At 46.5% G+C, this 23090-nt stretch carries 15 protein-coding genes; 10 read left to right on the forward strand and 5 right to left on the reverse strand.

Annotated elements, in window-relative coordinates; all coding sequences use genetic code 11:
- The first annotated feature begins 698 nt into the window (after nucleotides 1-698).
- The 3 genes from QUA58_RS13185 (at nucleotide 699) to QUA58_RS13195 (ending at nucleotide 6416) form a co-directional block, all read left to right on the forward strand.
- Nucleotides 699-3491, forward strand: coding sequence for a TonB-dependent receptor domain-containing protein (locus tag QUA58_RS13185; RefSeq protein WP_333394410.1), 2793 nt, complete (start codon nucleotides 699-701; stop codon nucleotides 3489-3491).
- Between the two features lie 260 nt (nucleotides 3492-3751).
- A complete protein-coding gene (locus QUA58_RS13190; RefSeq protein WP_333394411.1) occupies nucleotides 3752-4933 on the forward strand; it encodes a PepSY-associated TM helix domain-containing protein in 1182 nt (393 codons plus the stop codon).
- Nucleotides 4934-5129: 196 nt separating this feature from the next.
- A complete protein-coding gene (locus QUA58_RS13195) occupies nucleotides 5130-6416 on the forward strand; it encodes an MFS transporter (RefSeq protein WP_333394412.1) in 1287 nt (428 codons plus the stop codon).
- A 234-nt stretch (nucleotides 6417-6650) separates the two neighbouring features.
- On the opposite strand, the gene QUA58_RS13200 is transcribed toward QUA58_RS13195, so the two are convergent.
- The 4 genes from QUA58_RS13200 to QUA58_RS13215 form a co-directional block, all read right to left on the reverse strand.
- The gene (locus QUA58_RS13200; RefSeq protein ID WP_333394413.1) at nucleotides 6651-8738 is read right to left on the reverse strand and encodes an acylase; all 2088 of its coding nucleotides are present in this window, start codon (nucleotides 8736-8738) and stop codon (nucleotides 6651-6653) included.
- A gap of 142 nt (nucleotides 8739-8880) precedes the next feature.
- Nucleotides 8881-9351 carry a hypothetical protein gene (locus tag QUA58_RS13205; RefSeq protein ID WP_333394415.1) on the reverse strand — a complete coding sequence of 157 codons (471 nt, stop codon included), beginning with the start codon at nucleotides 9349-9351 and terminating at the stop codon, nucleotides 8881-8883.
- Between the two features lie 64 nt (nucleotides 9352-9415).
- Entirely contained in the window at nucleotides 9416-10489 is a 1074-nt protein-coding gene (locus QUA58_RS13210; RefSeq protein ID WP_333394416.1) for a hypothetical protein, read from the reverse strand.
- A 101-nt stretch (nucleotides 10490-10590) separates the two neighbouring features.
- The gene (locus tag QUA58_RS13215) at nucleotides 10591-12084 is read right to left on the reverse strand and encodes a TonB family protein (protein WP_333394417.1); all 1494 of its coding nucleotides are present in this window, start codon (nucleotides 12082-12084) and stop codon (nucleotides 10591-10593) included.
- A gap of 687 nt (nucleotides 12085-12771) precedes the next feature.
- On the opposite strand from QUA58_RS13215, the gene iscB reads away from it, so the two are divergent.
- The 7 genes from iscB (at nucleotide 12772) to QUA58_RS13250 (ending at nucleotide 21661) form a co-directional block, all read left to right on the forward strand.
- Nucleotides 12772-14076, forward strand: a complete 1305-nt coding sequence (iscB, locus tag QUA58_RS13220) for an RNA-guided endonuclease IscB (protein ID WP_333394428.1) — start codon at nucleotides 12772-12774, stop codon at nucleotides 14074-14076.
- A gap of 260 nt (nucleotides 14077-14336) precedes the next feature.
- Nucleotides 14337-14996 carry a MotA/TolQ/ExbB proton channel family protein gene (locus tag QUA58_RS13225; protein WP_333394418.1) on the forward strand — a complete coding sequence of 220 codons (660 nt, stop codon included), beginning with the start codon at nucleotides 14337-14339 and terminating at the stop codon, nucleotides 14994-14996.
- Complete coding sequence (locus QUA58_RS13230) at nucleotides 14980-15381, forward strand: biopolymer transporter ExbD (protein ID WP_333256478.1); 402 nt, start codon at nucleotides 14980-14982, stop codon at nucleotides 15379-15381. Before QUA58_RS13225 ends, QUA58_RS13230 begins: the two co-directional genes overlap by 17 nt.
- A 932-nt stretch (nucleotides 15382-16313) precedes the next feature.
- Nucleotides 16314-19166, forward strand: coding sequence for a TonB-dependent receptor (locus tag QUA58_RS13235; protein WP_333394419.1), 2853 nt, complete (start codon nucleotides 16314-16316; stop codon nucleotides 19164-19166).
- A 62-nt stretch (nucleotides 19167-19228) separates the two neighbouring features.
- Nucleotides 19229-19921: a hypothetical protein gene (locus tag QUA58_RS13240; RefSeq protein WP_333394420.1), complete on the forward strand. Its 693-nt coding sequence runs from the start codon at nucleotides 19229-19231 to the stop codon at nucleotides 19919-19921.
- An 89-nt stretch (nucleotides 19922-20010) separates the two neighbouring features.
- Complete coding sequence (locus tag QUA58_RS13245) at nucleotides 20011-21126, forward strand: PepSY-associated TM helix domain-containing protein (RefSeq protein WP_333256470.1); 1116 nt, start codon at nucleotides 20011-20013, stop codon at nucleotides 21124-21126.
- A gap of 229 nt (nucleotides 21127-21355) precedes the next feature.
- Entirely contained in the window at nucleotides 21356-21661 is a 306-nt protein-coding gene (locus QUA58_RS13250; protein ID WP_333394421.1) for a hypothetical protein, read from the forward strand.
- 79 nt (nucleotides 21662-21740) lie between these two features.
- Here QUA58_RS13250 and hemL read toward each other — a convergent pair whose 3' ends face one another.
- The gene (gene hemL / locus QUA58_RS13255) at nucleotides 21741-23039 is read right to left on the reverse strand and encodes a glutamate-1-semialdehyde 2,1-aminomutase (protein ID WP_333256465.1); all 1299 of its coding nucleotides are present in this window, start codon (nucleotides 23037-23039) and stop codon (nucleotides 21741-21743) included.
- Nucleotides 23040-23090: the final 51 nt, after the last annotated feature.

Below are 23090 nucleotides of genomic sequence, written 5' to 3' on the forward strand. Positions count from 1 at the left end.
ACGAGTCTCCCATCAGCGCGTTTTAGTCTTCAATTCGGGTGATTAGCGCTTGTTTTCACGTTTTGTGGTCGATCGCGCTGTTCGGCAATGGCTCCGGGGCGATTTTCAGTCCGAGCCAGCTTCGAGATCGGCTTCAGAGGCTTTACGGCTATCGACTTTTAGCATAGTAAGCTAGATGATATCTATTGTCAAGAGTAGTTGAGATATTTTCTTAACTCCTCTCATTTCCTATATGACAATTTTTCTAACTCTTGCCATAGCATTTTAGGCGGTCGTTTGTCTGGCCCTGACAAGCAACCATAATAGGCAAGTGGTGTCCAACTAGATAGAGGGGTGAGACCCCCTATCTTGAAATGCAATAAATTTTTATTAGTTAACTCTTGACAGATGCAAGTGCTCCGTTATCTAATTAAGGCACTTTCTCATTAAGCGCCCAGCGACTACTTCCTTTAAGCGAGGAAAATGCCCACCGTGGGCGATCGTCCAGAGCGCCACCGGACTGAGGCGTTTGCCCTCACGCACCTGCTGTATTCCCAGACAAAGGCCGCTAGCGACGGGAGAATCGGCTCAAACTGCGCCCGACAATTGGGCCGGATCTTCCGCAGGTCAGTTTCGAGAGGCACAGAAGACACAAATCATGTTGTGCAAGCAACGCCAACCACATATCCGAAGTTCCATTAATTGTTGATTAAAGAGTAATGAACAGATCGCAGAAATTATTAAGCAGCCTCGGGCTGGCAGGAGTCGTGCCAGCGTTAATCGCTCAGTCGGCGTGCGCTTCCACCATCGCGCAGGTGACGGCAGTTCGCCTCAACCCCACGTCAGAAGGCATCGAAATCATCCTAGACACTGAAGATGGAAGACCCCTGCAAGTCTTCAGCACCAGCTTTGGCGAAACTTTACAAGTTGATGTCATCACCGCTCAACTGCGATTATCGGGGGGAAATGAGTTTCGTCAAGACAAACCGGCTGCCGGAATTGCTTCTGTCACCGTTACTCCTTTAGATAACAACAGCATCCGCATCAAAGTGATTGGCGAGAGGGGTCAACCAGTGGCACGGGTGATTCCTAATGCTGCGGGTCTGATTCTGGGCTTAAAACCCAGCTCGGAGATGACTGCTCGCCCGCCTGCACCGGCTCCTACAACACAGCGGCCAGGGACACCCGCAGCACCCTTACCACCGACAGGGCAGCCAGTAGAGATACCCGCAGAACCTTTACCACCAACAGCGCAGCCGCCAGGAACGCCCGGAGAATCCTTTCCACCAACAGCGCAGCCGCCAGGAACGCCCGGAGAATCCTTTCCGCCGACAGCGCAGCCACCAGGAACGCCAGGAGAACCCTTGCCACCGACAGCGCAGCCACCAGGAACACCGACACAGCCACCCGCTATAACGCCACAGGTAGGGAGAGACGCGATTGAAATCGTCGTCACTGCAACGCGAACCGCAGAAAGAGTGACGAACGTGCCGCGCTCTATAACAGTGGTAGACTCAGAAGAACTTCAGCAGCAGGTAGGGCAATCGAGAAATATCGGGGAAGCTCTGGCAAATCAGGTTCCCGGTTTCGCGCCTCCGACTCAACAAACTAGCACTTATGGACAAACTTTGCGGGGGCGCGACGTTTCCGTTCTGATTGACGGCGTGCCGCAAACAACTAATCTTCAATCTTTTGGCAGAGAATTTAGAAACATCGATCCCAGTGCGATCGAACGCATTGAGGTAGTGCGGGGGTCTACCGCAATCTACGGTGCTCAGGCTACGGGTGGCGTGATTAATATTATTACTCGCCGGCCAACTGAGGAAAGGCTAACTGCTGTTACTGAAGTGGGTGTCGGTAGCGCTTTAACAAATACAGAAGATGCTCTAAGCTTTAACGCTCAGCAGACGATTTCTGGTCGAAGTGGCAATTTCGATTTCACCGGCACTGTCTCGATCGCCAGAAGTGGAGCTTTTTACGATGCCAAAGGCGATCGTATTCCCTTTTTTGAACTCGGCGGAGATAGCAGCACCCTCTTCAACGTGATGGGCAAAGTCGGGGTAGATTTGGACAGCCAACAGCGGCTGCAACTAACTGTCAATCACTATCGGGAAACCCAAGATCCCAATGTGATCCCAGACTTTAGCATTGACGATCGGGAAGGACGGCAAAAAGCTCGCGCCATCCGCACCGGAAATTTGGATATCGACGGGGAAACACCGGGAAATAAAAGTACACAGCTCAACCTAAGTTACACCAACCAAAACCTTTTTGGCAGCAGCCTTCAAAGTCAAATCTACTATCGAACTAATTCCAATGTAAGTGTTCCCTCTGATTTTCGCACATCCGATTTCTTTGGTCCGTTTGTCGGCGTTGCTCGATCGCGAGGCGAGAACGAACAGATAGGAGGTAGATTGGCGATCGTCACTCCTTTATCCCGTGCCGAAAATCTGCGATTAACTTGGGGTTCTGACTATGTTACTGAAGATAGCAGACAGCGTTTCGACCTGTACGAGCCGGAGAGATTTGACACAAGTGGCGGCCGGGTTTACCGGAAAATCTCCGAGCGTCCTTTCGTTCCTCCTTACACTTACAACAGCCTTGGCTTTTTCGGTCAAATGGAATGGAATATTGACGATATCGTCATTTTAAGTGGTGGGATACGTCACGAACGCCTCGGGTTAAACGTCAATGATTATACCACTTTTAATGAGCGCCAGATCGAAGGAGGCGATCGCAAATTTAACGCCACCCTATTTAATACAGGGGCGGTCTATAAAATTACTGACAACTTTAACGTATTTGGCAACTTTTCTCAAGGTTTCTCAGTTCCAGATTTCGGCCGCATCCTCCGCCAACCCCCCGACGATTTTGTCGGAATTGAGTCTTCGTTAGAAGTAACTCAACCGCAAAAAGTCAACAACTACGAAATTGGCATTCGAGGAGGCTGGCAATCCGTGCAAATGTCGCTTGCCGCTTTTTACAATACCTCCGATCTAGGAGTACGTTTTGAACCAGTTGGCAACACAGGCCGCCTGGAACTAAAGCGCGCCCCAGAACGTATTTACGGCTTAGAAGGGACTGTGGATTGGCAACCTGCACGAGAATGGTCGATCGGCGGGACTGCTACTTATATTCAAGGCGAATATGAGGAAGAAAAGCGTTACCTCGCCCTCGATAGCAGCCGAATTCCACCGCTCAAGCTAACAGCTTATGTTCAAAACGAAACTTTGCCGGGATGGAACAATCGGTTACAGTTATTATATTCTGGAAATCGCGATCAAGCCTTCAAAGACGGCTCGGATGGTGGGCCGATTAGCAGCTATCTCACACTGGATTACGTCAGCGCGGTTAAAATTGGATCGGGGCTGCTACAAGTCAAAGTCGAGAATTTATTGAATAATCAATATTTTCCCGTGATATCCCAATACTCCGCTGGATTTGGATCGGACAGCGTTAATTATGCAGGGAGAGGTTTGACTCTCAGTGTTAATTACCGCCTTAACTGGTAATTACAGATTGCAGGTTTATGAGGTAGATTCAATATCTCCTGTAGGGACACTCCAAGAACCCATTGGTGTCAATTTAAGCTGTTAGTCCGCTAGTCCTCGCGCCCACCCGCTAGTCCGCCAGGGGTTGAAACCCCTGTCTAATAGCTAAAGTCCTCTCAAGAGGACTAAGGAGTTGAAAAGTGTTTTTCTCAGTCCTCTTAAGAGGACTTTAGCTTTGAGACAGGGAATTCATTCCCTGTCGGACTATGGGTTTTACCTTAATGAGAACAGTTAACGGCTTCGAGGAAAATTTCGAGATGAAGTTCCGCAAACTCGCATTCAAATTGCATTTGTATTTGGGGTTGGTGGTAGGAATATTTCTAGCAGTAATTGCTTTAACGGGCAGCTTGCTGGTTTTTAGTCCAGAAATCGAGCGGTTATTCAATCCCCAACTCCTGCAAGTAATTCCTCAAGCCGAACGGATACCGCTGGAAAAGGTCCTGCAAGTTGTCGAAAAAGCTTATCCGCAAAATCAAGCTCTTAGTATCTTGCTGCCGCGAGAAGCCAAGGAAGTTTGTCAAGTTTCGATGCAGTCCAAGAGTGAGGAAGTAGTTAGCGTTTATGTGAATCCTTACAGCGGAGAAATTAAGGGTGCGCGCCTTTGGAAAGAAACTTTTACAGGTTTTATTTTTACGTTACACGCGGAATTGGCTGGAGGAGAATTCGGTCATCTTGTTGTCGGCATTTGCGGTCTAGTAATGCTAGGAATAACTTTTACTGGCTTGGCATTGTGGACGGGTTGGCGTAATTTGGTTCGCGGATTTTCGATTAATTGGAAAGCTCACTGGCAGCGGACTGTCTTTGATTTACATAACGTTTCGGGGATTGTATCGGTCGCTTTTCTCATCCTAATTTCTGCTACAGGGACAGCGATAATTTTTTACGTGCCGGTTGAATCTACTCTGTATTGGCTAACCAATGAAAAGCCCCAGCCAGCATTGACTTCTCATCCCAACTCTAGCAGTTCGAGGCAAAGCCTTGATGAAATATTACAGCAAGTTAGTATTGTTTGGCCGGAAGCTAAAACCACTTTTATTTCTTTGCCTTTGACACCTGAAGCAACTTTTAAAGTCAGGAAGAAATTTCCTAATGACCCGCACCCAAACGGGATTAGTACGATTTCTATCGACCAATACAGTGGCGAAATATTGCAGGCTGACAGTGTAAATTCGGCTTCTGTCGCAAATCGAATTCTCAACTCGCTTTATCCGCTACATATTGGCAGCTATGGCGGAATTTACTTGCGGCTGGTAAATGCGATCGCAGGATTAGCACCCATCGTACTGTTTATGACGGGCGCAATGATGTGGCGGCAGCGGCATTTGGCGAAATTTTACCGCAACGAGGCGAGACAGCAATATGAAGAATTATCTCCACTTAGTCAACAATGGCCCTGGTTTTGATGAGGGCGATGTGCTGTTTGATGCGGGTGTCATATCATTTCCGGTAACACCGGAATGATGTTGACTGTTGACTGTTCACTGTTAACAGTCAACAGCGAACTCGAATTTACTATTCCGATGCTAACGGATTTGATATCATTCTCCTGTCTAAAAAACCCTATCCTCAGAATTTTAAATCCTATCAATTGCCTATTTAATGCAAAAATTTATTCTACTCTGGCTTGGACAAACTGCTTCGATGATTGGCAGCGCTATGTCCGGGTTTGCGCTGACTATTTGGATTTGGGAGTCCACCCATCAAGCGACGGCTTTGGCTTTGTTGATGTTTTTTACTCAATTGCCGCGCATCTTGCTTGCTCCGGTTGCTGGCATTCTCGTCGATCGCTGGAATCGAAAATTTTTGATGGCGATCGGCGATGCGGTTTCAGCTTTGTTAACGATCGCTATCCTATTACTTTATATCAGCCACAACCTGCAAATATGGCATATATATGTAGCGGCTGCGATTAACGGAGTTTTTGACCAAATTCAGCAGTTAGCTTACTCAGCAGCCATCGCCACAATGATGCCAGAAAAGCATTACAGCCGCGCTAGCAGTTTAAGTTTTTTGGCAAATTACGGCGCGAGTATTATTGCTCCGACGTTGGCAGGGATTCTCTATTCTGCGATCGGGCCCGGCGGGATTTTTACGATCGACCTGGCAACTTTTACAATCGCGATCGCCACCCTAGTATCTGTCAAAATACCCCAGCCCGCGATCGCGCCAGCATTGCGGAGCAATATCGCCTCCAATCCCCAGCCGACTCGCCACCACTTTTGGCAAGAACTCAGCTTCGGATTCCGCTACATCGTCCATCGTCCCAGCCTGCTTGCCTTGCTGGTGTTGGTTTCGCTATTCTGGTTCGCTCACGACATCGGCGCGGCCCTCTACTCACCGATGATTCTGGCACGCACCGGCAATAATACGAGAATCCTCGGTACTATCCTTTCCGCCGCCGGCGCAGGTGGCGTTTTAGGAGCATTATTCGTCAGTATTTGGGGCGGCCCCAAACGCCGAATCCGAGGCTTTCTGCTGGGCATGGCAGGCGCGGGCTTGAGTAAAATAGTCTTTGGTTTCGGTCAGGCGCTTTCTATCTGGATTCCCGCTCAATTTTGTTCGTCTTTCAATTTCCCCATCCTCGGCAGTTCCAACGAGGCGATTTGGCTGGCGAAAGTCGCACCCGAAGTACAGGGGCGCGTTTTTGCTACCAGAGCAGTTATCGTGCAATTGGCGTCAGCGATCGGTTTATTGATCGCAGGCCCACTTGCCGATCGCGTCTTTGAACCCGCCATGCAACCCGGAGGATTTTTAGCAGCTATTTTTGGCCCAATTATCGGGACAGGTGCCGGTGCTGGCATGGCTTTGTTATACGCTATCTCCGCGCTGGGCTTATTGCTCGTTGCAGTCGGTGGCTATGCTTGCCGACTGCTGCGCGATGCGTAAAGGGGAAACGGAAAAAGGTCTTTTAACTTTTAACTTTTTCCTTCTTCCTGACATCCGTTATATCTGAGATGTTGCACCATTCTCAATTACTTGTTTAGGAACAGGCAAGATGCCTGTTCCACAAAAAAATTCACTCTTTGTGGAACAGGCATCTTGCCTGTTCTTGAGAATGGTGCCAGATGTGAGTTACATCCGTTACATCCGTTACAGAATCCGTTGCCGAACTTCCTTCTGCTAGAGTTTTTGGCGCGAACTCAGGTGAGCTTCAACTTCCGATCGCGATCGCCATACAGGGCGCAATTCCTTGCGAGCAAAAAGCTGCAACTGATCGCCGGTATGGGGCGAACCAGGTTGAGTGGCGTTGCCGTAACTGTTTAGCGCCATCGCTTTCACCGGATTGGAGAACTCAATCGCGGCGACAAAAGAATCGCCCGCAACCGCTTGAAAGCGATTGTCTTTCCGTGGAGCGAACCATACTGAGCGAAATACACCCAAAGCACCGTCAGCTCCATTTGCAGGCAAATTAGCCTCCCCAGGCAATCGGAAGACTTCCCCCCATGCCACATCTAAAGCGCCATAAGTTGCCTCAACTTTGGTTGCTGTCGCTTCCAACACCCGCACCGCCTCCGCAGGATTTGCCAACCCGTCTGGCGTAGTTAGCGGCGCATCTTCGCTCCAAGGTTTGGCGAATAACTCATTAGCATTCATCGCTTTTTTCCAAAAGGCAAACAGCACCGCACCACGACTTTTAGCATCGACTTTGCGATCCCAATTCGCGAGAACTTCTGCAGCGCGGCGAGCTTTTTCACTGCCTTGCCGTGCGATGGGAATTAAATCATCGAGGAGGCGATCGGCGAGTTCTACCTGAGTGGAATGTTTGTATTGCATCAATTCATCGAAAGAGATTTTTTCATCTTCTAAGAGCATTTTTGCCGATCGCTGCGATCGCAAATCCATCGGGCCGCGCGGTGCCATGTAGGCGGGATATTTATCCGGTGCGATCGCGCTGGGAAACGTCGTAGTCCAAGGCGGATCGTTGGTATTTTGCAACCAACCGCTGGGCGGATCGACAACGCGCGGCAAATCCGCATAGGGATGATTTTTGCTCCACAAAGTCTCTGACGTATTGCCTGGGATTGTGTCTGACCAGTATTTAAAATCTCCCTTTTTGCGAATGGGGACTTGACCGTTAAACAAGTGCATGATATGCCCCTCACGATCGGCATACATGACGGTAAACATGGGAATTTCTAAGCGCTTTAAAACAGCCTCAAATTCATTGAAATTCCGGGCTCGTGCCATATCCCACCACTCCTCTAAAGCACCGGACTGTTCGAGTCCGACAACGCGCAGGGCGATCGCTTTGCCCTGTTTTTCTGTGAGAATCGGCCCGTGAACAGAACGCCGCACTACTAGAGATTCCGATCGCAAATTCCCATTCTTTTCTTTGACTTTTAAAACCTTCTCTTCTCTGTCAAATTTTCGGACTTCGCCATCGAAGCGATAGCCATCGTTAGCAAGGGACAATTCATAGGCATCCCAGCCATCGTGAGTGTTGACAGTATGAGTCCATCCCAAGTTGTCATTAAAGGCGATCGTTAATACAGGAAATCCGACGAGAGTCGCTCCGTAAGCGTTAATTTCTGGGGCAACCAGTTGTGCTTCGTACCATAAATATAAATCCGACCAAGGAAGGTGAGGATTTGCCAATAGCATGGCATTGCCACTTTGAGAATGGGAAGGAGCGATCGCCCAACCATTAGAGCCTTTAGGAGTATTATTTTCAGTGAGCTTTTCAACGCGCTCTGGATCGACTACAAAAGTAAAATTGATGACACGCTGCTCGTGTGCCAATACATCTGCCGGTTTGAGGGGCAATGCTATTTTTAATTCTTCGGTGAGCGCCTCTGGGTGTTCTTTTGCATAGGCATTCATTCCGCCAACAAAAGCATCAAGATAGTTGCGAAAACTGGGATTTTGTGATTCATACCAAGCGTTTGCGCGATTAGGAATTCCCATAGTTTGCACCCAGCGATCTGATTCCAGATAATCTTCGCCCCAAAATTCGGCAGCTTGCCCGCGAGCTTGTGCGTAAAGACGCAAAATCAGATTACCGTGACTTTGCATCTGCGCCCAGCCAAAAGCGTAGAAAAGGCTTTTAGTATTCTCTCCGTAAATGTGTGGAATTCCATAGGTATCCCAAAGAATTTGAGTGCCGGTTTCAGGCGCGGATTGAACCCCATTATTGAGGAGCAAAACTAAAATAAAACTGATTAATAAGGAGAAAATCCGCCGGCATTGTTTTTTTAGTTTTTGAAACATACTATAGCCTTTTTCAGGTAGGTGGGGTACAGAAAAAGCTTCGAAAATCCTGGCATTCACAGAAGAATAAAGTGTACCTCATGTTGGTGATAACCGCTATATTATATTGATATCAGTTGATAAATTATGCCCTTAAGCAAAATTAATTTCTAGGACATTTTCCTGAATTAACATATTCACGGAAGCTTTTACTGTAAAGATGACTTTTTGAGTTCCACCAAGCTGCTGCCCCTTTTTGTTGTAAGTCATTCCGCATATTTAGGCACCAACCAGCCCATAATTCTTCTTCTAACAACTTATTTTTATATTGATAATACAAATTTTCATACAGATTAAAAAAACTACAAATAAGCTCGTTAAACCGGGTGAATTCATTCTCATTTAATTTTTCCAGATTTGTTATGCCTAACTTGTATATCCGCGCCACTTCATCATCCTGGCTTATACGTGACTCAAGCTCTGCACAAGCGCTAATAATTGATTGATAGGTTGCACCCTTGGTTGCTTTTGTACTTTCTTTAACTTGAATTGCCAAATAAATCAGTGATACAACTACTGCAATAGTCTGAACAATGCCAGTAATATCACTGATAGATAGGTTTAATTGTGCCACGTACATCTTTTTATTAAACGTCAAGAATCACCCCATCTGAAAAGACGGTGAGTATATCAAAGAGTTATTTTTGAAGCTGCCCCTGTTGCCAATTTCCTTCTAGCTTAGTTCCATCTGTATAAATGTAGGAACCTTGACCGTGTTTCTGCCCGTTGAGGAATTCACCTTGATAGCGATCGCCATTGGCGTAAATACAGATACCTTTGCCGTTGAACTGACCCTCGCGAAATTCGCCTTCGCAGCGATCGCCATTGGCAAAAATATAAACTCCTTTCCCGCTCATCTTACCCTTGACAAAAGTGCCTTTATAGCTATTGCCATTAGCAAACTCGCGGACACCCTCACCATTAAATTCTCCATTCTCGAACGGGCCTTGATAACGTCCCCCTTCTTTAAAAGTTAACAACCCCTGACCTTGAGTGTTGCCCTTGACAAACTCTCCTTCATAGCGGTTGCCGTTCGGATATTCGCGAACCCCTTTGCCATCAAATTGCCCTTCACTAAACTGCCCCTGATAACTACCTCCTTCAGCAAAAGTATAGGTTCCCTGTCCGTGAGGCAAGTTACTCAGCAACTCTCCTTCGTAGCGGTTCTTATTAGCATATTGACAGACTCCTTTACCGTTAACTTTGCCTTCTTTAATATCTCCTTCGCAACGAGTGCCATCACTGAATGTAAAAGCCCCCCGACCGCTGGGAGAACCATTGGCAAAAGAGCCTTCATAACGAATGCCGTTAGTGGAGGTAAAAGTACCCGCACCGTCGAATTCACCGTCTTTAAAAGTTCCTTCGTAGCGGTTGCCGTTAACAAATTCGCGGACACCTTGACCGTTGAATTCACCAGAGGCAAATTCTCCTTGGTATCGACCTTCTGCTTTAAAAGTATAGACACCTTTACCGTGAGGTTGGCCGTTGAGAAATTGCCCTTCATAGCGATCGCCATTGGCATATTCGCACATAGCGGGCCCGCTGAGTTTTCCCTCGCTCAATTCTCCCTCACAACGTCCGCCATCGGGTAAAGTAATCACTCCGGCCATTGCGCTGTGAGGGTTGGCAAACAACAGAGCCATGCCCAAGTTGGAACCAAGTAATAGAGCGAGTCCAACTCGCTGAAGTTTACTTAATGTTGCTGGCGACATTCCAAAATTCATAATTCACACAAAATTCAATTTTTAGATTTACAGTTGCTTTCTTGGTGCTATTGAATTCCCAGCCAAATTGCTAGGTTTCCAGAAAATACCTACTCATTGAGCCGGAAGGTAATAGAAGCTGTTTTTCCTTGAATACCGCTGTCTGACGAGGCAAATTTCCATTTTTCTACTGTTTTAATCGCAGCGCGATCGAAGTCGTCGTATTTGCTAGAAGTCTCGATCGCGATGTTGAATGCCTTACCGTTAGGGTCAATATCAAACTTGACTTTCACTTGACCCTGCCGCCCTTCTTTTCTGGCGGCGCTGGGATATTCAGGTTTACCGCAGCTAATGCAAGTGCCTGGTGCCGGGCCGGAAGGACGGGAAGGACTCTCCCCTCCACCAGGATTTTTCGGTTTTGGCACTGAGCCCGAACCACTACCAAAGGGATCTGAAGAACCCCCTCCAGCAGTTTCACTCCCACCGGATGCTGAGTTCGAGGGACTTCCTCCTGGGTTTGTGGCATCCGCGATCGCAGTTCCCGAATTGCGGCTGCCTCCTGGCCTGGTAGCTGTGACTGGCGGGCCGGCTGCGGGCGATCGAGCTATGGGGCCAGAACCCGTTGCAAATGGCTCTGAGGAAGAGCTTCCGCTTTCACTCTGGGGGTTTCCGCCTGCGGGGCCAGAGGAGGGGTTTGTGACATCGGCGATCGCACTTCCCGAATTGCGGCTGCCTTCTGGCCTAGTAGTTGTGACTGGCGGGCCGGCTGCGGGCGATCGAGCTATGGGCCCAGAAGCAGGATTTAATGGCTCTGAGGATGGCGAGGGCGAGTTATTGTTTTCAGGACTATTCGAGGACTTGGGATTTCCAGCATCAGCAGTAAAATCTGGGGCACTCTCAGCGCCCTTGGGGCGAGACTGGGTAACGGGTGGTTCGCTTTTAGGAGGTTCCTCGCTGGCGATCGGGCTATCATTTTTGGGAGGATCGGGCGATGGGGTTTTGGGTTCGTTGGCGATCGGGCTTGGAGGAGTTTCTGGGGGAGTCAAATCCTGTTTAGGTGCGATCGCAGAAGGCTCTTCTGGAATCGGCGGTGGCGTTACCGCTACCGGGGCTTCCTCTGGAATCGGCGGTGGCGTTACCGCTACCGGGGCTTCCTCTGGAATCGGCGGTGGCGTTACTGCTACGGGTGGCTCCTCTGGAATCGGCGGTGGCGTTACTGCTACGGGTGGTTCCTCTGGAATCGGCGGTGGCGTTACTGCTACGGGTGGCTCTTCTGGGGGAGTTGGCTCTGGTGGCGGTTCTGGTTTGAATGTCTCAGGCGGGGGAGATACCTTTTCTGGAATAGCTGGATCTGGCTTGATTTCCTCTACTTTAGGTTCATCCAGCATGACAATTTCGATGGCATCGTCTGCAAATTCAGCCGGTTTGACCAACTTGAGGCTCAACGGCAGTATAACAGCGTGCAGTATGGTTGAGGCTAGCAGACCGATCGCCAGAAATTTTTTGAGAGCCTCTTCTTCTTGTTGTCTTTGCGTCGCCGAAACGTTTGAAAAACTCATGCCTGATGAATCTCCTTCATAGATTGATTGATTGATTGGCAGCATTCTCGCTCCCGCATATAACCAAAAAAAAACTACCAACTGCTAGTTGAGCTTGCCATCTACGATCGACCTACTCATCACCTTCAACCTTATTACAATTATTCTCATTTAGTTATTTTTTTTATAGCTAATTTATTCTATCACCGGGCATTCTATTTTGCTGTCCGTGTTATTTGCGCGGGCGCTGTCCGAGTTCTGATTTGGGCAGATAAAATTCCCCAATTCCTTAACCGCAATACTCTAAGCCATACTGTACGAAAAAACCAGCATTTTCAAGCTATTTCATACATAATTATTATTTATGAAATTACAAATAGTGATAATCTATTTGTATTAAAATTTCTGCACTATCGCTTGACATTCCCGAACAATCGTGAAATTCTAGTTGAGAATCTTTTTAAGTATTGAATACTATTGTCAACTCCTAATGCAAATTTTAGCAACAAAGCACTGAGTAGCACCAATCCGTAGTATTTCGGAGTAATCCGAGGTATTGCAGCTACTCCAGACCACTCAATCATAGTAATCGTTATCTCTAAGCGTTTAAGTTCACACCTTGGGATTCGCTAGTTCCAAGCTCTGTAAGCAGATTGTTAAACATCCGAGATTGGTTAGAGGAAGTGCAATCTGCATAGTACCGAGAAGATAACAGGGTTGAAGCAAACTTTACTTTTAGGAAGCAACGCCAAAATGTTGAAACCCAATTTCGTTTTTGTAATTGATGCCAACAAGAAGCCGCTTACACCATGTAAGCCTTCTATGGCGAGACGTTTATTGGAGATGGGTAGAGCCTCTGTGTTTAGAAAATACCCGTTCAGCATCATTCTCAAGAAAGAGGTTGCAGATATTCCTGAACCCGTCACGATTAAACTAGACCCCGGTTCTAAAACCACAGGGATTGCTCTTGTTCAAAACGACAAAGCAATCTTTGGTGCTGAGTTAACTCATCGCGGTCAAACCATCAAAGCGTCTTTAGAATCCCGTCGTTCTCTACGTCGGGGGAGGCGTTCTCGTCACACTCGCTATCGGCAAGCACGGTTTCTCAATCGCACCCGTCCTTCATGTTGGTTGGCCCCAAGTTTGCAGCATCGCGTAGAAACCACTTTGACCTGGGTGAACAAGTTAATCAAATTTGCACCCATCGGTGAGATCGTTCAGGAGCTTGTCAGATTTGATTTACAGCAATTTGAAAACCCTGAAATCTCAGGCATTGAGTATCAGCAAGGTGAACTCGCTGGCTACGAAGTTCGCGAATATCTCCTCAACAAATGGGATCGTCAATGTTCTTACTGCTCAATTGAGAACGTTCCGCTCCAAGTGGAACACATCCAGCCCAAAGCAAAAGGCGGCACAAATCGGATCTCTAATCTGTGCCTGGCTTGCGAGAAATGCAATCTTAAAAAAGGGACTCAGGATATTAGCGTTTTCTTAGCCAAAAAGCCAGATGTTTTGAAGCGGGTTCTAGCTCAAGCAAAGCGCCCCTTAAAAGACGCGGCGGCGGTCAACTCAACCCGATGGGCATTGTTCAACCGACTGAAAGAAACGGGTCTTCCTGTCTCCACAGGTTCGGGTGGTCTGACCAAGTACAACCGCACTCGATTAAGCCTGCCTAAAACTCACTGGTTAGATGCGGCTTGTGTGGGTCAGATTGATTTCTTGGAAGTGCTAACTAATCAGCCCTTACTGATTAAATCAACAGGACAAGGAAATCGACAGTCCACTAGAAATGATAAATACGGTTTTCCTTGTGCCAAGCCTAGACAGTCTTTTACTCATTGTAGGACTGGTGACATTGTTGCCATTCAGCTTCTAGAAGACCGCAAGCGATTCCAATCAGGACTTTACGTTGGACGGGTCAAGACTCCAACAGATAAAGGTGTTGAGATCAAGATCGGTGATTTTCGACTGAGTACAAAAGATATGAGCAACGTCAAATTTTTGCACAAACAGGATGGTTATCAATATGCGTCAATTGACTCCGCTTTACTCCAATAAAAGCGTTTTTAGTAATATGACAGAAAAATCGATAGGGATAACAGTAGGAGCATTTCGACTACAGGCAAAGATACTCAGATACAGGTAGTGCGGGAAGTGCGATCGCGATCGCGCCAAGGAGTGAAACAATTCTCCGTCTGAATCACTTGTGCCAACTTGACGCAGAAACATCTACCAGCCTTCTGTCGCAAGGGGTTGCAGCATTAGGCAGCCTGCGATCGACGGAGCTAGCGAGAGTAAAAACTAATGGATACTTTCTAATGGATACTTTCATTTACATTTTTCGCGCCGCAGGCATTGTTGCTTGGCCCCTGTTTGCCTCGTCAATCGCAGCAGTCGCGTTGATTATAGAGCGTCTTGCCTTTTGGTTTAGGGTAAATCGGCGGCAGCGGCGAGTCGTGCGAGAAGTTCTAAATCTCTACCGCGAAAACCCCAATTCCGCCATCAAAAAATTACAAGTAAACGCCGATTTGCCTTTGGCCCGGATTTTTTTAGAAGCTTTAGAATTAGACTCGCCCAACATCGAAGAATTTCGTTTGGCCCTAGAAAGTGGCGCTCAGGCCGAAATCCCCATCCTGAAGCGATTTAATACAATATTTGATACCATTATCAGCCTTTCCCCACTATTTGGGTTGCTCGGCACTGTTTTGGGATTAATTACTACTTTTGGCTCGCTCAAACTGGGAGAAGCCGGCAGCAGCAATGCAGCAGGCGTTACCGGTGGGATTAGCGAAGCTCTGGTATCTACGGCAACGGGGTTAGTGGTGGCAATTTTTACGCTGTTATTTGCCAATATGTTTCGCGGGTTTTATTTACAACAAATTGCTTTTATTCAGGAAGCTGGAGGGCAGCTAGAATTATTGTACCGTCACGGCTACGAAAAACTACCGAGAGAATCTAACTATGCGTCTACCCGATGAACCCGATAACATTGCTCAGATCAATATCGTGCCAATGATTGATGTGGTATTCGCTATATTGACGTTTTTAATCATTTCTTCTCTGTCTTTATCCAAATCTGAGGGTTTGCCGGTAAATTTACCAAAAGCGACAACCTCTCAAAGTCAGGAAGCACCTTCTAAAATTACCATCACCATTGATGAATCGGGAAAATTAATGGTTGATAAAAAGCCAGTCAACTTAGACCAGATTGAGGGTGCGGTGCGCGAGGTGATGGGTTCTAATCAGACTTCTTTAGTTATTTTGAACGCGGATAAAGGTGTCAATCACGGAAATGTTGTGGAAGTTATGGATCGATTGCGCCGAATTAAGGGAGCTAAGTTAGGGATTGCTACCATCAAGTAGAGAGTTAGTAGAATTCCTACTTGAGAATTTTCTCATACCCTTAAACTGCAATTTCCCGATGCAGATGTACTAAAGATCGTAGGATTGACGCACTGGTGCTTAGAAACCGTGTTTTTTCAATAAAATATAGCTTTCTGTTTCTCTGTCTTGCAGAAAGGTAAAAGCTAATTGATGAGGCTGGTGCTGGCACCTGTAGCGCAGGAAGTCTAAAGCTGTCGAACTGTTTTACCGGAGATTTCTCAAAAATCCTTCAAAGGTTGAGCCATTCTACTTGTTGCACTCATTGCAACCCTGAGATCTTGAAATCGACGATCGCGCGGCCGGTAACTGCGATCGTTTCTTCAAAAGCTTTTTTTGAGGTGTTACTCAAATTTATTGATATAAATTCTTGATTAATCTGAAGTCATTAAAAGCTAAATTATCAATTTTGGTCAGCAGTAATTCATAATTATTTTTAATATAATTGTTCGAGAGTCATAAGCTTTAGGTTAAAAATAACGGACTCATCCAATCTAGAAGCCAATTTTAAACGGATTTGCAGCTTAAAGCGAGGCGGACTCCAAGAGCGCCCCTAACTTGTCGGAAGTCCGCCAGTGAAGTTTTGCCAAAAATCCAATAAAGTTTATCAATAAAAAAATCAATATTTGCTTGACATTTGCAAACAATTTATTTATTTTAATAAGACTATTGCAAATATTTTGCAATAACTGCTAGATTGTTGACTGCGACCCGAGAGCATCGTCCCTCATGTCAGGAAACTAAATTGAAACTACGACTACAGATAGCTGCGCCTGTGAGTAACAGACTTGGTTTCCGTGTTTGTGTTGGTAGGTTTTCAGCAGAGTACAAGTGACCAGATTGCTGCTCAATCGGTGCATTCGCTCTTACAGATGGTGTAGAGTCTCAAGTTTTTTTAAGTGTGTGGTGTGGAAATGAAACTGTGTCTGCCGTTTTTTTGTGTGGCGCTGCTGGGCGTTGGTATCATGCCCGTAGCAGCAGTTGGGCCAAGGAGTTTCTCTGACAACGCTAACCCAGACTCTGGTGAAACTGCGCCTGCGATCGCCCCCGTTCCGAGTTCAATAGATCCCTCAAAAGAGGACGATCGCACTCAATCTCAATGGTGGGCGATGGCTTCTGCGATCGTGCCCCAAAAAACCCTCGAAGAAAAGCCCTCATCTAAAAGCGAGGAGTTAGAAGTCAAGCACAATACAGAAAACAACGACCAAAAACCCAATTCTGATTTGACATTTGCTCCAGAGTACAATGGCGATCGCCCTTCTCCTATTCCTAATATTGAACCGACAGCACAGGCAAAAGAACCCACAGCAGCAATACCAAAACTCGACGAAATAGCTCGTCCGAATACCAGTGTAGAAAGCTTATTAAATCCGTCGAGACCGAGTTTGACCAACTTTTCAGATGTTGTGCAAATCTCTCAATCAGTCGTACAAGTAACCGGCGTGCGATTGAACCCAACACAGGCAGGTTTAGAAGTCATTTTAGAAACAGCAGAGGGGCAAATCCTGCAAGCGAAGACCAGGACTGAGGGCAAAACTCTAATTGCGGATATTGCCAATGCTCAATTAGTTCTACCTGACGGTCAAGAATTTAGCGCCCAAAATCCATTTGAGGGAATTAATTTAGTCACGGTGACTCAGGTTGATGCTAGTAGTATCCGCCTCAGCATCACGGGTCAAGAAAATTTGCCAACAGCAGGTGTACTCAGAAGCACCAGCGGTTTAGTTCTGAGTGTCAGCACAGAAAAAATTAATATCATTGTCACAGGCAATCAGCAAACTCCCTATCTACAGCCCAATGCTTCCTCCGCCACCCGCACAGATACCCCAATCCGCGATATTCCGCAGTCTATCCAAGCTGTCCCCCAAGAGGTGATAGAAGATCAACAAGCCGTGCGACTAGAAGAAGTATTACGCAACGTTAGCGGTGTCACATTGGGCGGAAATAGTACAGGTAGAGGCGGCAGTTTCGGCCTTCGGGGTTTTGACAATGCTCCTGTCTTGCGAGATGGGTTCAGGCAGTACGGTTCTTTTGAAACTTTTCCAGAAGTCGCCAATCTCGATCGCGTTGAAGTTCTGAAAGGGCCAGCTTCAATTTTGTATGGGGAAATTCAACCGGGGGGTTTAATTAACTTAGTATCCAAACAACCGCTGTCCGAACCTTTTTACGAAGCCGAACTGCAACTAGGAAGCCGAAATTTTGTCAGCCCCCGCTTTGACATTTCCGGCCCCTTAACTTCAGATGGCAGTTTGCTCTACCGCGTCAACGGATTGTACCGAACAAGTGAGAGTTATCGGGGTTTTGATCAAAACAATGAGCGCTTGTTTATTGCGCCGACGCTTGCTTGGAGAATTGGCGATCGCACCAACTTGACAGTTTCTCTGGAATACACCGATGATAAGCGGGCTGCTGATAATGGAATTGCTGCTATTGGCAATCGAGTTGTTGACGTTCCGCCCGATCGCGTGGCCAGCGAACCTGATGATGCGATCGGAACCCAATACTTCAATGTTGGCTACAATTTCGAGCACCGTTTCAGCGAGAACTGGAAAATCCGAAATGCGTTTCGCTATTCATCCTACGACTTCGATTTCAATGTGGTCGCTCTTCAATTTGGCTTTGATGATGAAACTGCCAACGTTACTCGCTTCTTTGCTTCTCAAGACGGGCAGAATAAAAACTACGCTCTCCAAACAAACATCGTAGGCGAGTTTGCTACAGGTTCAGTCGAGCACACTCTCATATTCGGTGCAGACATCAGCTACAGCGATGACAGAATTTACTCGGTGGGTGATTTTGTGACACCAATTCCCCTCAATATTTTCAATCCAGTTTACGGTCAAGTTCCCAAACCAGACGAAGGTACACTAGCTGGTTTTGGAGGGAATGATGTAGAAACAAGCCGATATGGTTTCTACGTGCAAGATCAAATTGCCATCTTCGATAATTTAAAGCTGCTAGCAGGGCTTCGCTATGACACCGCAGAGCAAACAAACCGAGTAATTCCGGGTACTTCCAACCCAGATGGCGGTGAAACAACTCAAAATTACAATAATTTTACCCCCCGTGTAGGGATTGTTTATCAACCCATTCCAGAACTTTCTCTTTATGCGAGTTATTCGCGCTCTTTTAATCCAGGTTCGGCAACAACAGCCGGTGGCGGTCTGATCGAACCCGAAACCGGATCGGGGTACGAAGTCGGTGTCAAGGCTGAGTTGCTCGACAGAAGGTTACTCGCTACTCTGGCATACTTTGACATTAAAAAACAGAATGTTGCTGTCACAGATCCGAATAATTCTTTGTTCTCAATTGCCTCTGGGGAACAGCGGAGTCGAGGCATTGAACTAGACGTATCCGGACAAATTTTGCCGGGGTGGAATGTTATTGCTGCTTACGCCTACACTGACGCTGAAGTTACAGCAGATACAGACCGCGATCTAGTTGGCAACAGATTGTTTAATGTTCCCGAACATAGCGCTAGTCTGTGGACAACTTATCAAATTCAAAGTGGCGATTTGCAGGGTTTAGGTTTTGGGGTTGGGTTCAACTTTATTGGCGAGCGAACAGGGGATCTAGCTAACAGCTTTGAAGTGGATAGTTATTTCCTCCCCAATGCCGCTGTTTTTTATCAGCGCGATAATTGGCGAGCTGCCATCAACATCAAAAATCTGTTCAATGTCAACTACATCGAATCTTCCACCGGTAGAACTGGCATTCAGCCAGGTGAACCATTAACAGTAATTGGTTCATTTTCCGTGCGGTTTTGATGTTTTTTTGCCAAGGAAAAACAACTCGATCGCACTCTAATTTTTTTTACCAGGAGATATCGATGAAACGATTTCAACTCAAAACAATTCTAGCTGTAACTGCGGTATTGGCGATCGCTTGTCAAGCCGCATCAGATATACCTGAAGCGAATAAACCGGTAGATGGGGCCGCCCCAACAAACACTTCTAGTACCTCTGAAAAAACAGCCCCGCAAGCGTCCCCGAAAGTCGCGCCCCCGTCGCCTGTAGCCACTCAAGTTATCTCGATGAATGCTTATAAAGTCCCTTACTTAGGATTTAATGGCGTGTTTAATCTCAACACAGAACACCAAAACTCTGTCAAAGATCCGCGCAACCCCAAACGCATTGATGTCGAAAAAATGGAGAAATTCAGCTTCTACCAAGATGCAGCGGGGAAAAAACCGATCGCGCGCAACTGCCAGTATGTCTACATGGGTGCAACTGGCGATTCCAAGTATTACGCCGAATATAAAATGACTTGGGATTTATTTGAGTTGGTGAAAGAAGAAAAGCAAGATCCAAACTGCAATAAGTTCCAGTATCTCAGTTTCGTACCGCCGCACGGTGAATTAAAGGGTGAACCAATACATATGCACTTTCGGTATGCCAGTAAGCCATCTAGTTTTGCAACGCTGGTGAATATGACCAAAGATCCAGAGGATGCGACTAAATTTAGTCCTTGGTTTGCCACTTATTGTGGTGGTGGCAAAACAAAATGCGGTACAGGAGAGTAACATTTAGAATCCAAAAAAGTGCCTTTATTGTCAAGTCAAATACAATCATAAAACTTGTTGCATTTAATCCTTAATAGCCTGTTTCAGACATGAAAATTCGCAAATTGATACTAACAATACATGGTTCGATTGCGATTGCGATCGGGCTATTACTAACTGTGATTAGTTTGAGTGGTAGCGCCCTTGTATTTCACCAGGAACTAGATCGCGCGATTCACCCATCTTTCATGCGAGTTGTTCCCCAAGCAAAGCTAGCATCGCTGGATGAAATGATCGCACCAGTGCAAGCTGCTTATCCTAATTTCCCCTTAGAGTCAATTCGCTTTCCTCAAACGCCGGATGGCAGCTATCAGATCACAATAAAAGCCCAAGACGGAGAAAGCTTAGATACATTTGTTAATCCTTACACGACTAAGATTTTGGGAGCGAGAAAATGGGATAATTCACCAATAGGATTTCTCTATAACTTCCACTACAAATTAGCTATAGGTCAAGTGGGAATGGTGGCTGTCGGTATAACTGGCTTGCTATTTTTACTAATCGTAATTACAGGGATAATATTGTGGAGTGGTTGGCGAAAGTTAAAAACAGGCTTTACAGTTCGCACGACTGCACCACTACCATTATTAAGTTACGATATCCATCAAGTCGGAGGCATTTTATCAAGTACATTTTTACTAATTCTGGCTGTTACAGGTGCGATATTGTCATTTTTAGTTCTGCAATCTTCATTCAATCAATCTCCGCAATTGGCAAAAGTCTTACCCCCTGCGAAACAACCCATAGCTTTAAGTGAACTGTTACGCAAAGCTGATGCAGCTATGCCGGATGGAAAAACGACTTATGTAGTTTTTGACGAACATGAACCAGAAAAAATTACAGTTAGCAAGCAACTTCCTCACGAGTCAATTCGGTTTGCTCTGAGTAATGTAGAACTGAACCGATATAGTGGGGAAGTGTTGACAGTGAATCGCGTTGTAGAACCGCCACCTATGTTAAAGTTTATGATTGCGATCGGTACTATTCATTTCGGTCTTTTTGGCGGAATTTATAGTCGTATTCTCTATGTATTCATCGGCTTAATACCCAGTGTTTTACTAATCACTGGTTCGGTGAATTGGGAACGGAGACGGTGGCTGAAGGCAAGACGGGAATCAACATCCCAATTGCGGGCAAATCAAACTGAGTCAAATCGGTTTTCTTAAGCAGGATTTACTCACAAGAAAGAAACCGGGTTTTTATGAAAAGTTGACGATTTTCAACTAGAGATTTATGATTTAACTAGGGCTTGCTGAAAAAGCCCACAAATCGAATCTAGGTGCCAAACAGCTTGAAAAATGGGAGATTCGGAGATGGGTTCCCAAATTTACTCCACAATTTTCCACCGAAATCCAAGGATTTTGAGCCAAAAAACGTCATAACGAGAGCACTTTTTTGTGTTTAAAAATCTTGAAACCCTTGGCAGTCATAGCTTCTAGTTCTATTCAGCAAGCCCTAACTAGGTTTATGGTTTATGACCCTGAAGCCTGTAAATCCTATTCGGTTGATAGCGAACAATCTGAATTCATATTCAAGTTTAACAACGCCATCGGCGTTGCTGATTTACGGTATGAAAGGCTAAATATGCCAGTCATAGAAACCTGTATCGACAAAGCTTGGGGATTTAAAACTTATTTTTTTCATACCCTGATTAAGCAACGCCAGATTTTTAAGCCGGAGTGGGTAGCAGTTAAAAATTAAAGTCCTTACTGCCAACAAACAGGAAGGACTTTAATTATTTATTCCTGAGTTTTAAGGACGAACATCCTTACTACACACGTTAAATACTTGCCATTACTTCGCGGGCGGCAGCCAAAGTGCGATCGACATCTTCCTCAGTATGAGCCAAAGAAGTAAATCCAGCCTCAAACTGCGAAGGAGCCAGATAAATACCGTGCTCCAACATTCCGCGATGAAAGCGGCCAAACTTTGCTACATCAGACTTTTTCGCATCGTCGTAATTGTGCACTGGCCCCGCCGCAAAAAACAAGCCAAACATCCCGCTAATTTGCCCGCCGCAAACCGCGTGTCCGGCTTCCTTAGCAATTTTCAGCAATCCGTCGGACAGTTTTTTCGTAATCCTATCCAACTGTTCGTAAGTGCCAGGTTTTTGCAGCAATTCCAAAGTTTTAATCCCAGCAGTCATCGCCAAAGGATTTCCCGAAAGCGTACCAGCTTGATACACAGGGCCCGCTGGAGCAACCATCCCCATAATATCGCGCCGTCCGCCGTAAGCTCCCACCGGCAAACCGCCGCCGATAACTTTACCCAAAGTCGTCAAATCTGGGGTGACACCGAATTTTTGCTGAGCTCCACCGTAGGCGATACGGAAACCGGTCATTACTTCATCAAAAACTAACAAAGCGCCGTTATCTTTGGTAATTTCCCGCAAACCTTCGAGGAAACCTGCATCCGGTACAATAAATCCGGCATTTCCTACAACTGGTTCGAGAATTACGCCTGCGATTTCGCCCGGATATTCGGCAAATAAAGCTTTGACTGCTTCTAAGTCATTGTACGGAGCGTTGAGGGTGTTGGCGGTAGTGGATTTTGGCACCCCAGGCGAGTCGGGAAGGCCGAGAGTTGCGACACCCGAACCGGCTTTTACCAAAAACATATCGGCGTGCCCGTGATAGCAGCCTTCAAATTTAATCAATTTATCGCGTCCGGTGAAGGCTCGCATCAGCCGCAAAACGGCCATGCAGGCTTCGGTGCCGGAGTTGACAAATCGCACCATTTCAATGCTGGGAACGGCATCAATGACCATTTCGGCGAGTACGTTTTCCAACAGCGATGGTGCGCCGAAACTCGTACCTTTTTCTAAAGATTCGTGCAGGGCTTTGATGACTTCCGGGTGGGCGTGGCCACAGATGGCTGGGCCCCAAGTGCCTACATAGTCAATGTATTGGTTTTCGTCAACATCCCAAATGTAGGCTCCTTTTACCCTGTCAAAGACTATTGGCCCTCCGCCTACGGATTTGAAGGCGCGCACGGGGGAACTGACGCCACCGGGCATCAACTTCTGGGCGGCGGCGAAAATTTCTTCTGATTTGCTCGTTTTCAAGGTTGTGGAAACCAATGTTTTCTCCTTAGTGAACGTCTGTTGTTGGTAGAATAATTTTATAGCCAG

The sequence above is a fragment of the Microcoleus sp. N9_A1 genome (assembly GCF_036701795.1).
Lineage (GTDB): Bacteria > Cyanobacteriota > Cyanobacteriia > Cyanobacteriales > Microcoleaceae > Microcoleus.

Bases quoted from the DNA above. Each gene is read 5' to 3' on its own strand.
- QUA58_RS13185 (WP_333394410.1), top strand. From the start codon at position 699: ATGAACAGATCGCAGAAATTATTAAGCAGCCTCGGGCTGGCAGGAGTC.
- QUA58_RS13190 (WP_333394411.1), top strand. From the start codon at position 3,752: ATGAGAACAGTTAACGGCTTCGAGGAAAATTTCGAGATGAAGTTCCGC.
- QUA58_RS13195 (WP_333394412.1), top strand. From the start codon at position 5,130: ATGCAAAAATTTATTCTACTCTGGCTTGGACAAACTGCTTCGATGATT.
- QUA58_RS13200 (WP_333394413.1), bottom strand. From the start codon at position 8,738: ATGTTTCAAAAACTAAAAAAACAATGCCGGCGGATTTTCTCCTTATTA.
- QUA58_RS13210 (WP_333394416.1), bottom strand. From the start codon at position 10,489: ATGTCGCCAGCAACATTAAGTAAACTTCAGCGAGTTGGACTCGCTCTA.
- QUA58_RS13215 (WP_333394417.1), bottom strand. From the start codon at position 12,084: ATGCTGCCAATCAATCAATCAATCTATGAAGGAGATTCATCAGGCATG.
- iscB (WP_333394428.1), top strand. From the start codon at position 12,772: ATGTTGAAACCCAATTTCGTTTTTGTAATTGATGCCAACAAGAAGCCG.
- QUA58_RS13225 (WP_333394418.1), top strand. From the start codon at position 14,337: ATGGATACTTTCATTTACATTTTTCGCGCCGCAGGCATTGTTGCTTGG.
- QUA58_RS13230 (WP_333256478.1), top strand. From the start codon at position 14,980: ATGCGTCTACCCGATGAACCCGATAACATTGCTCAGATCAATATCGTG.
- QUA58_RS13235 (WP_333394419.1), top strand. From the start codon at position 16,314: ATGAAACTGTGTCTGCCGTTTTTTTGTGTGGCGCTGCTGGGCGTTGGT.
- QUA58_RS13240 (WP_333394420.1), top strand. From the start codon at position 19,229: ATGAAACGATTTCAACTCAAAACAATTCTAGCTGTAACTGCGGTATTG.
- QUA58_RS13245 (WP_333256470.1), top strand. From the start codon at position 20,011: ATGAAAATTCGCAAATTGATACTAACAATACATGGTTCGATTGCGATT.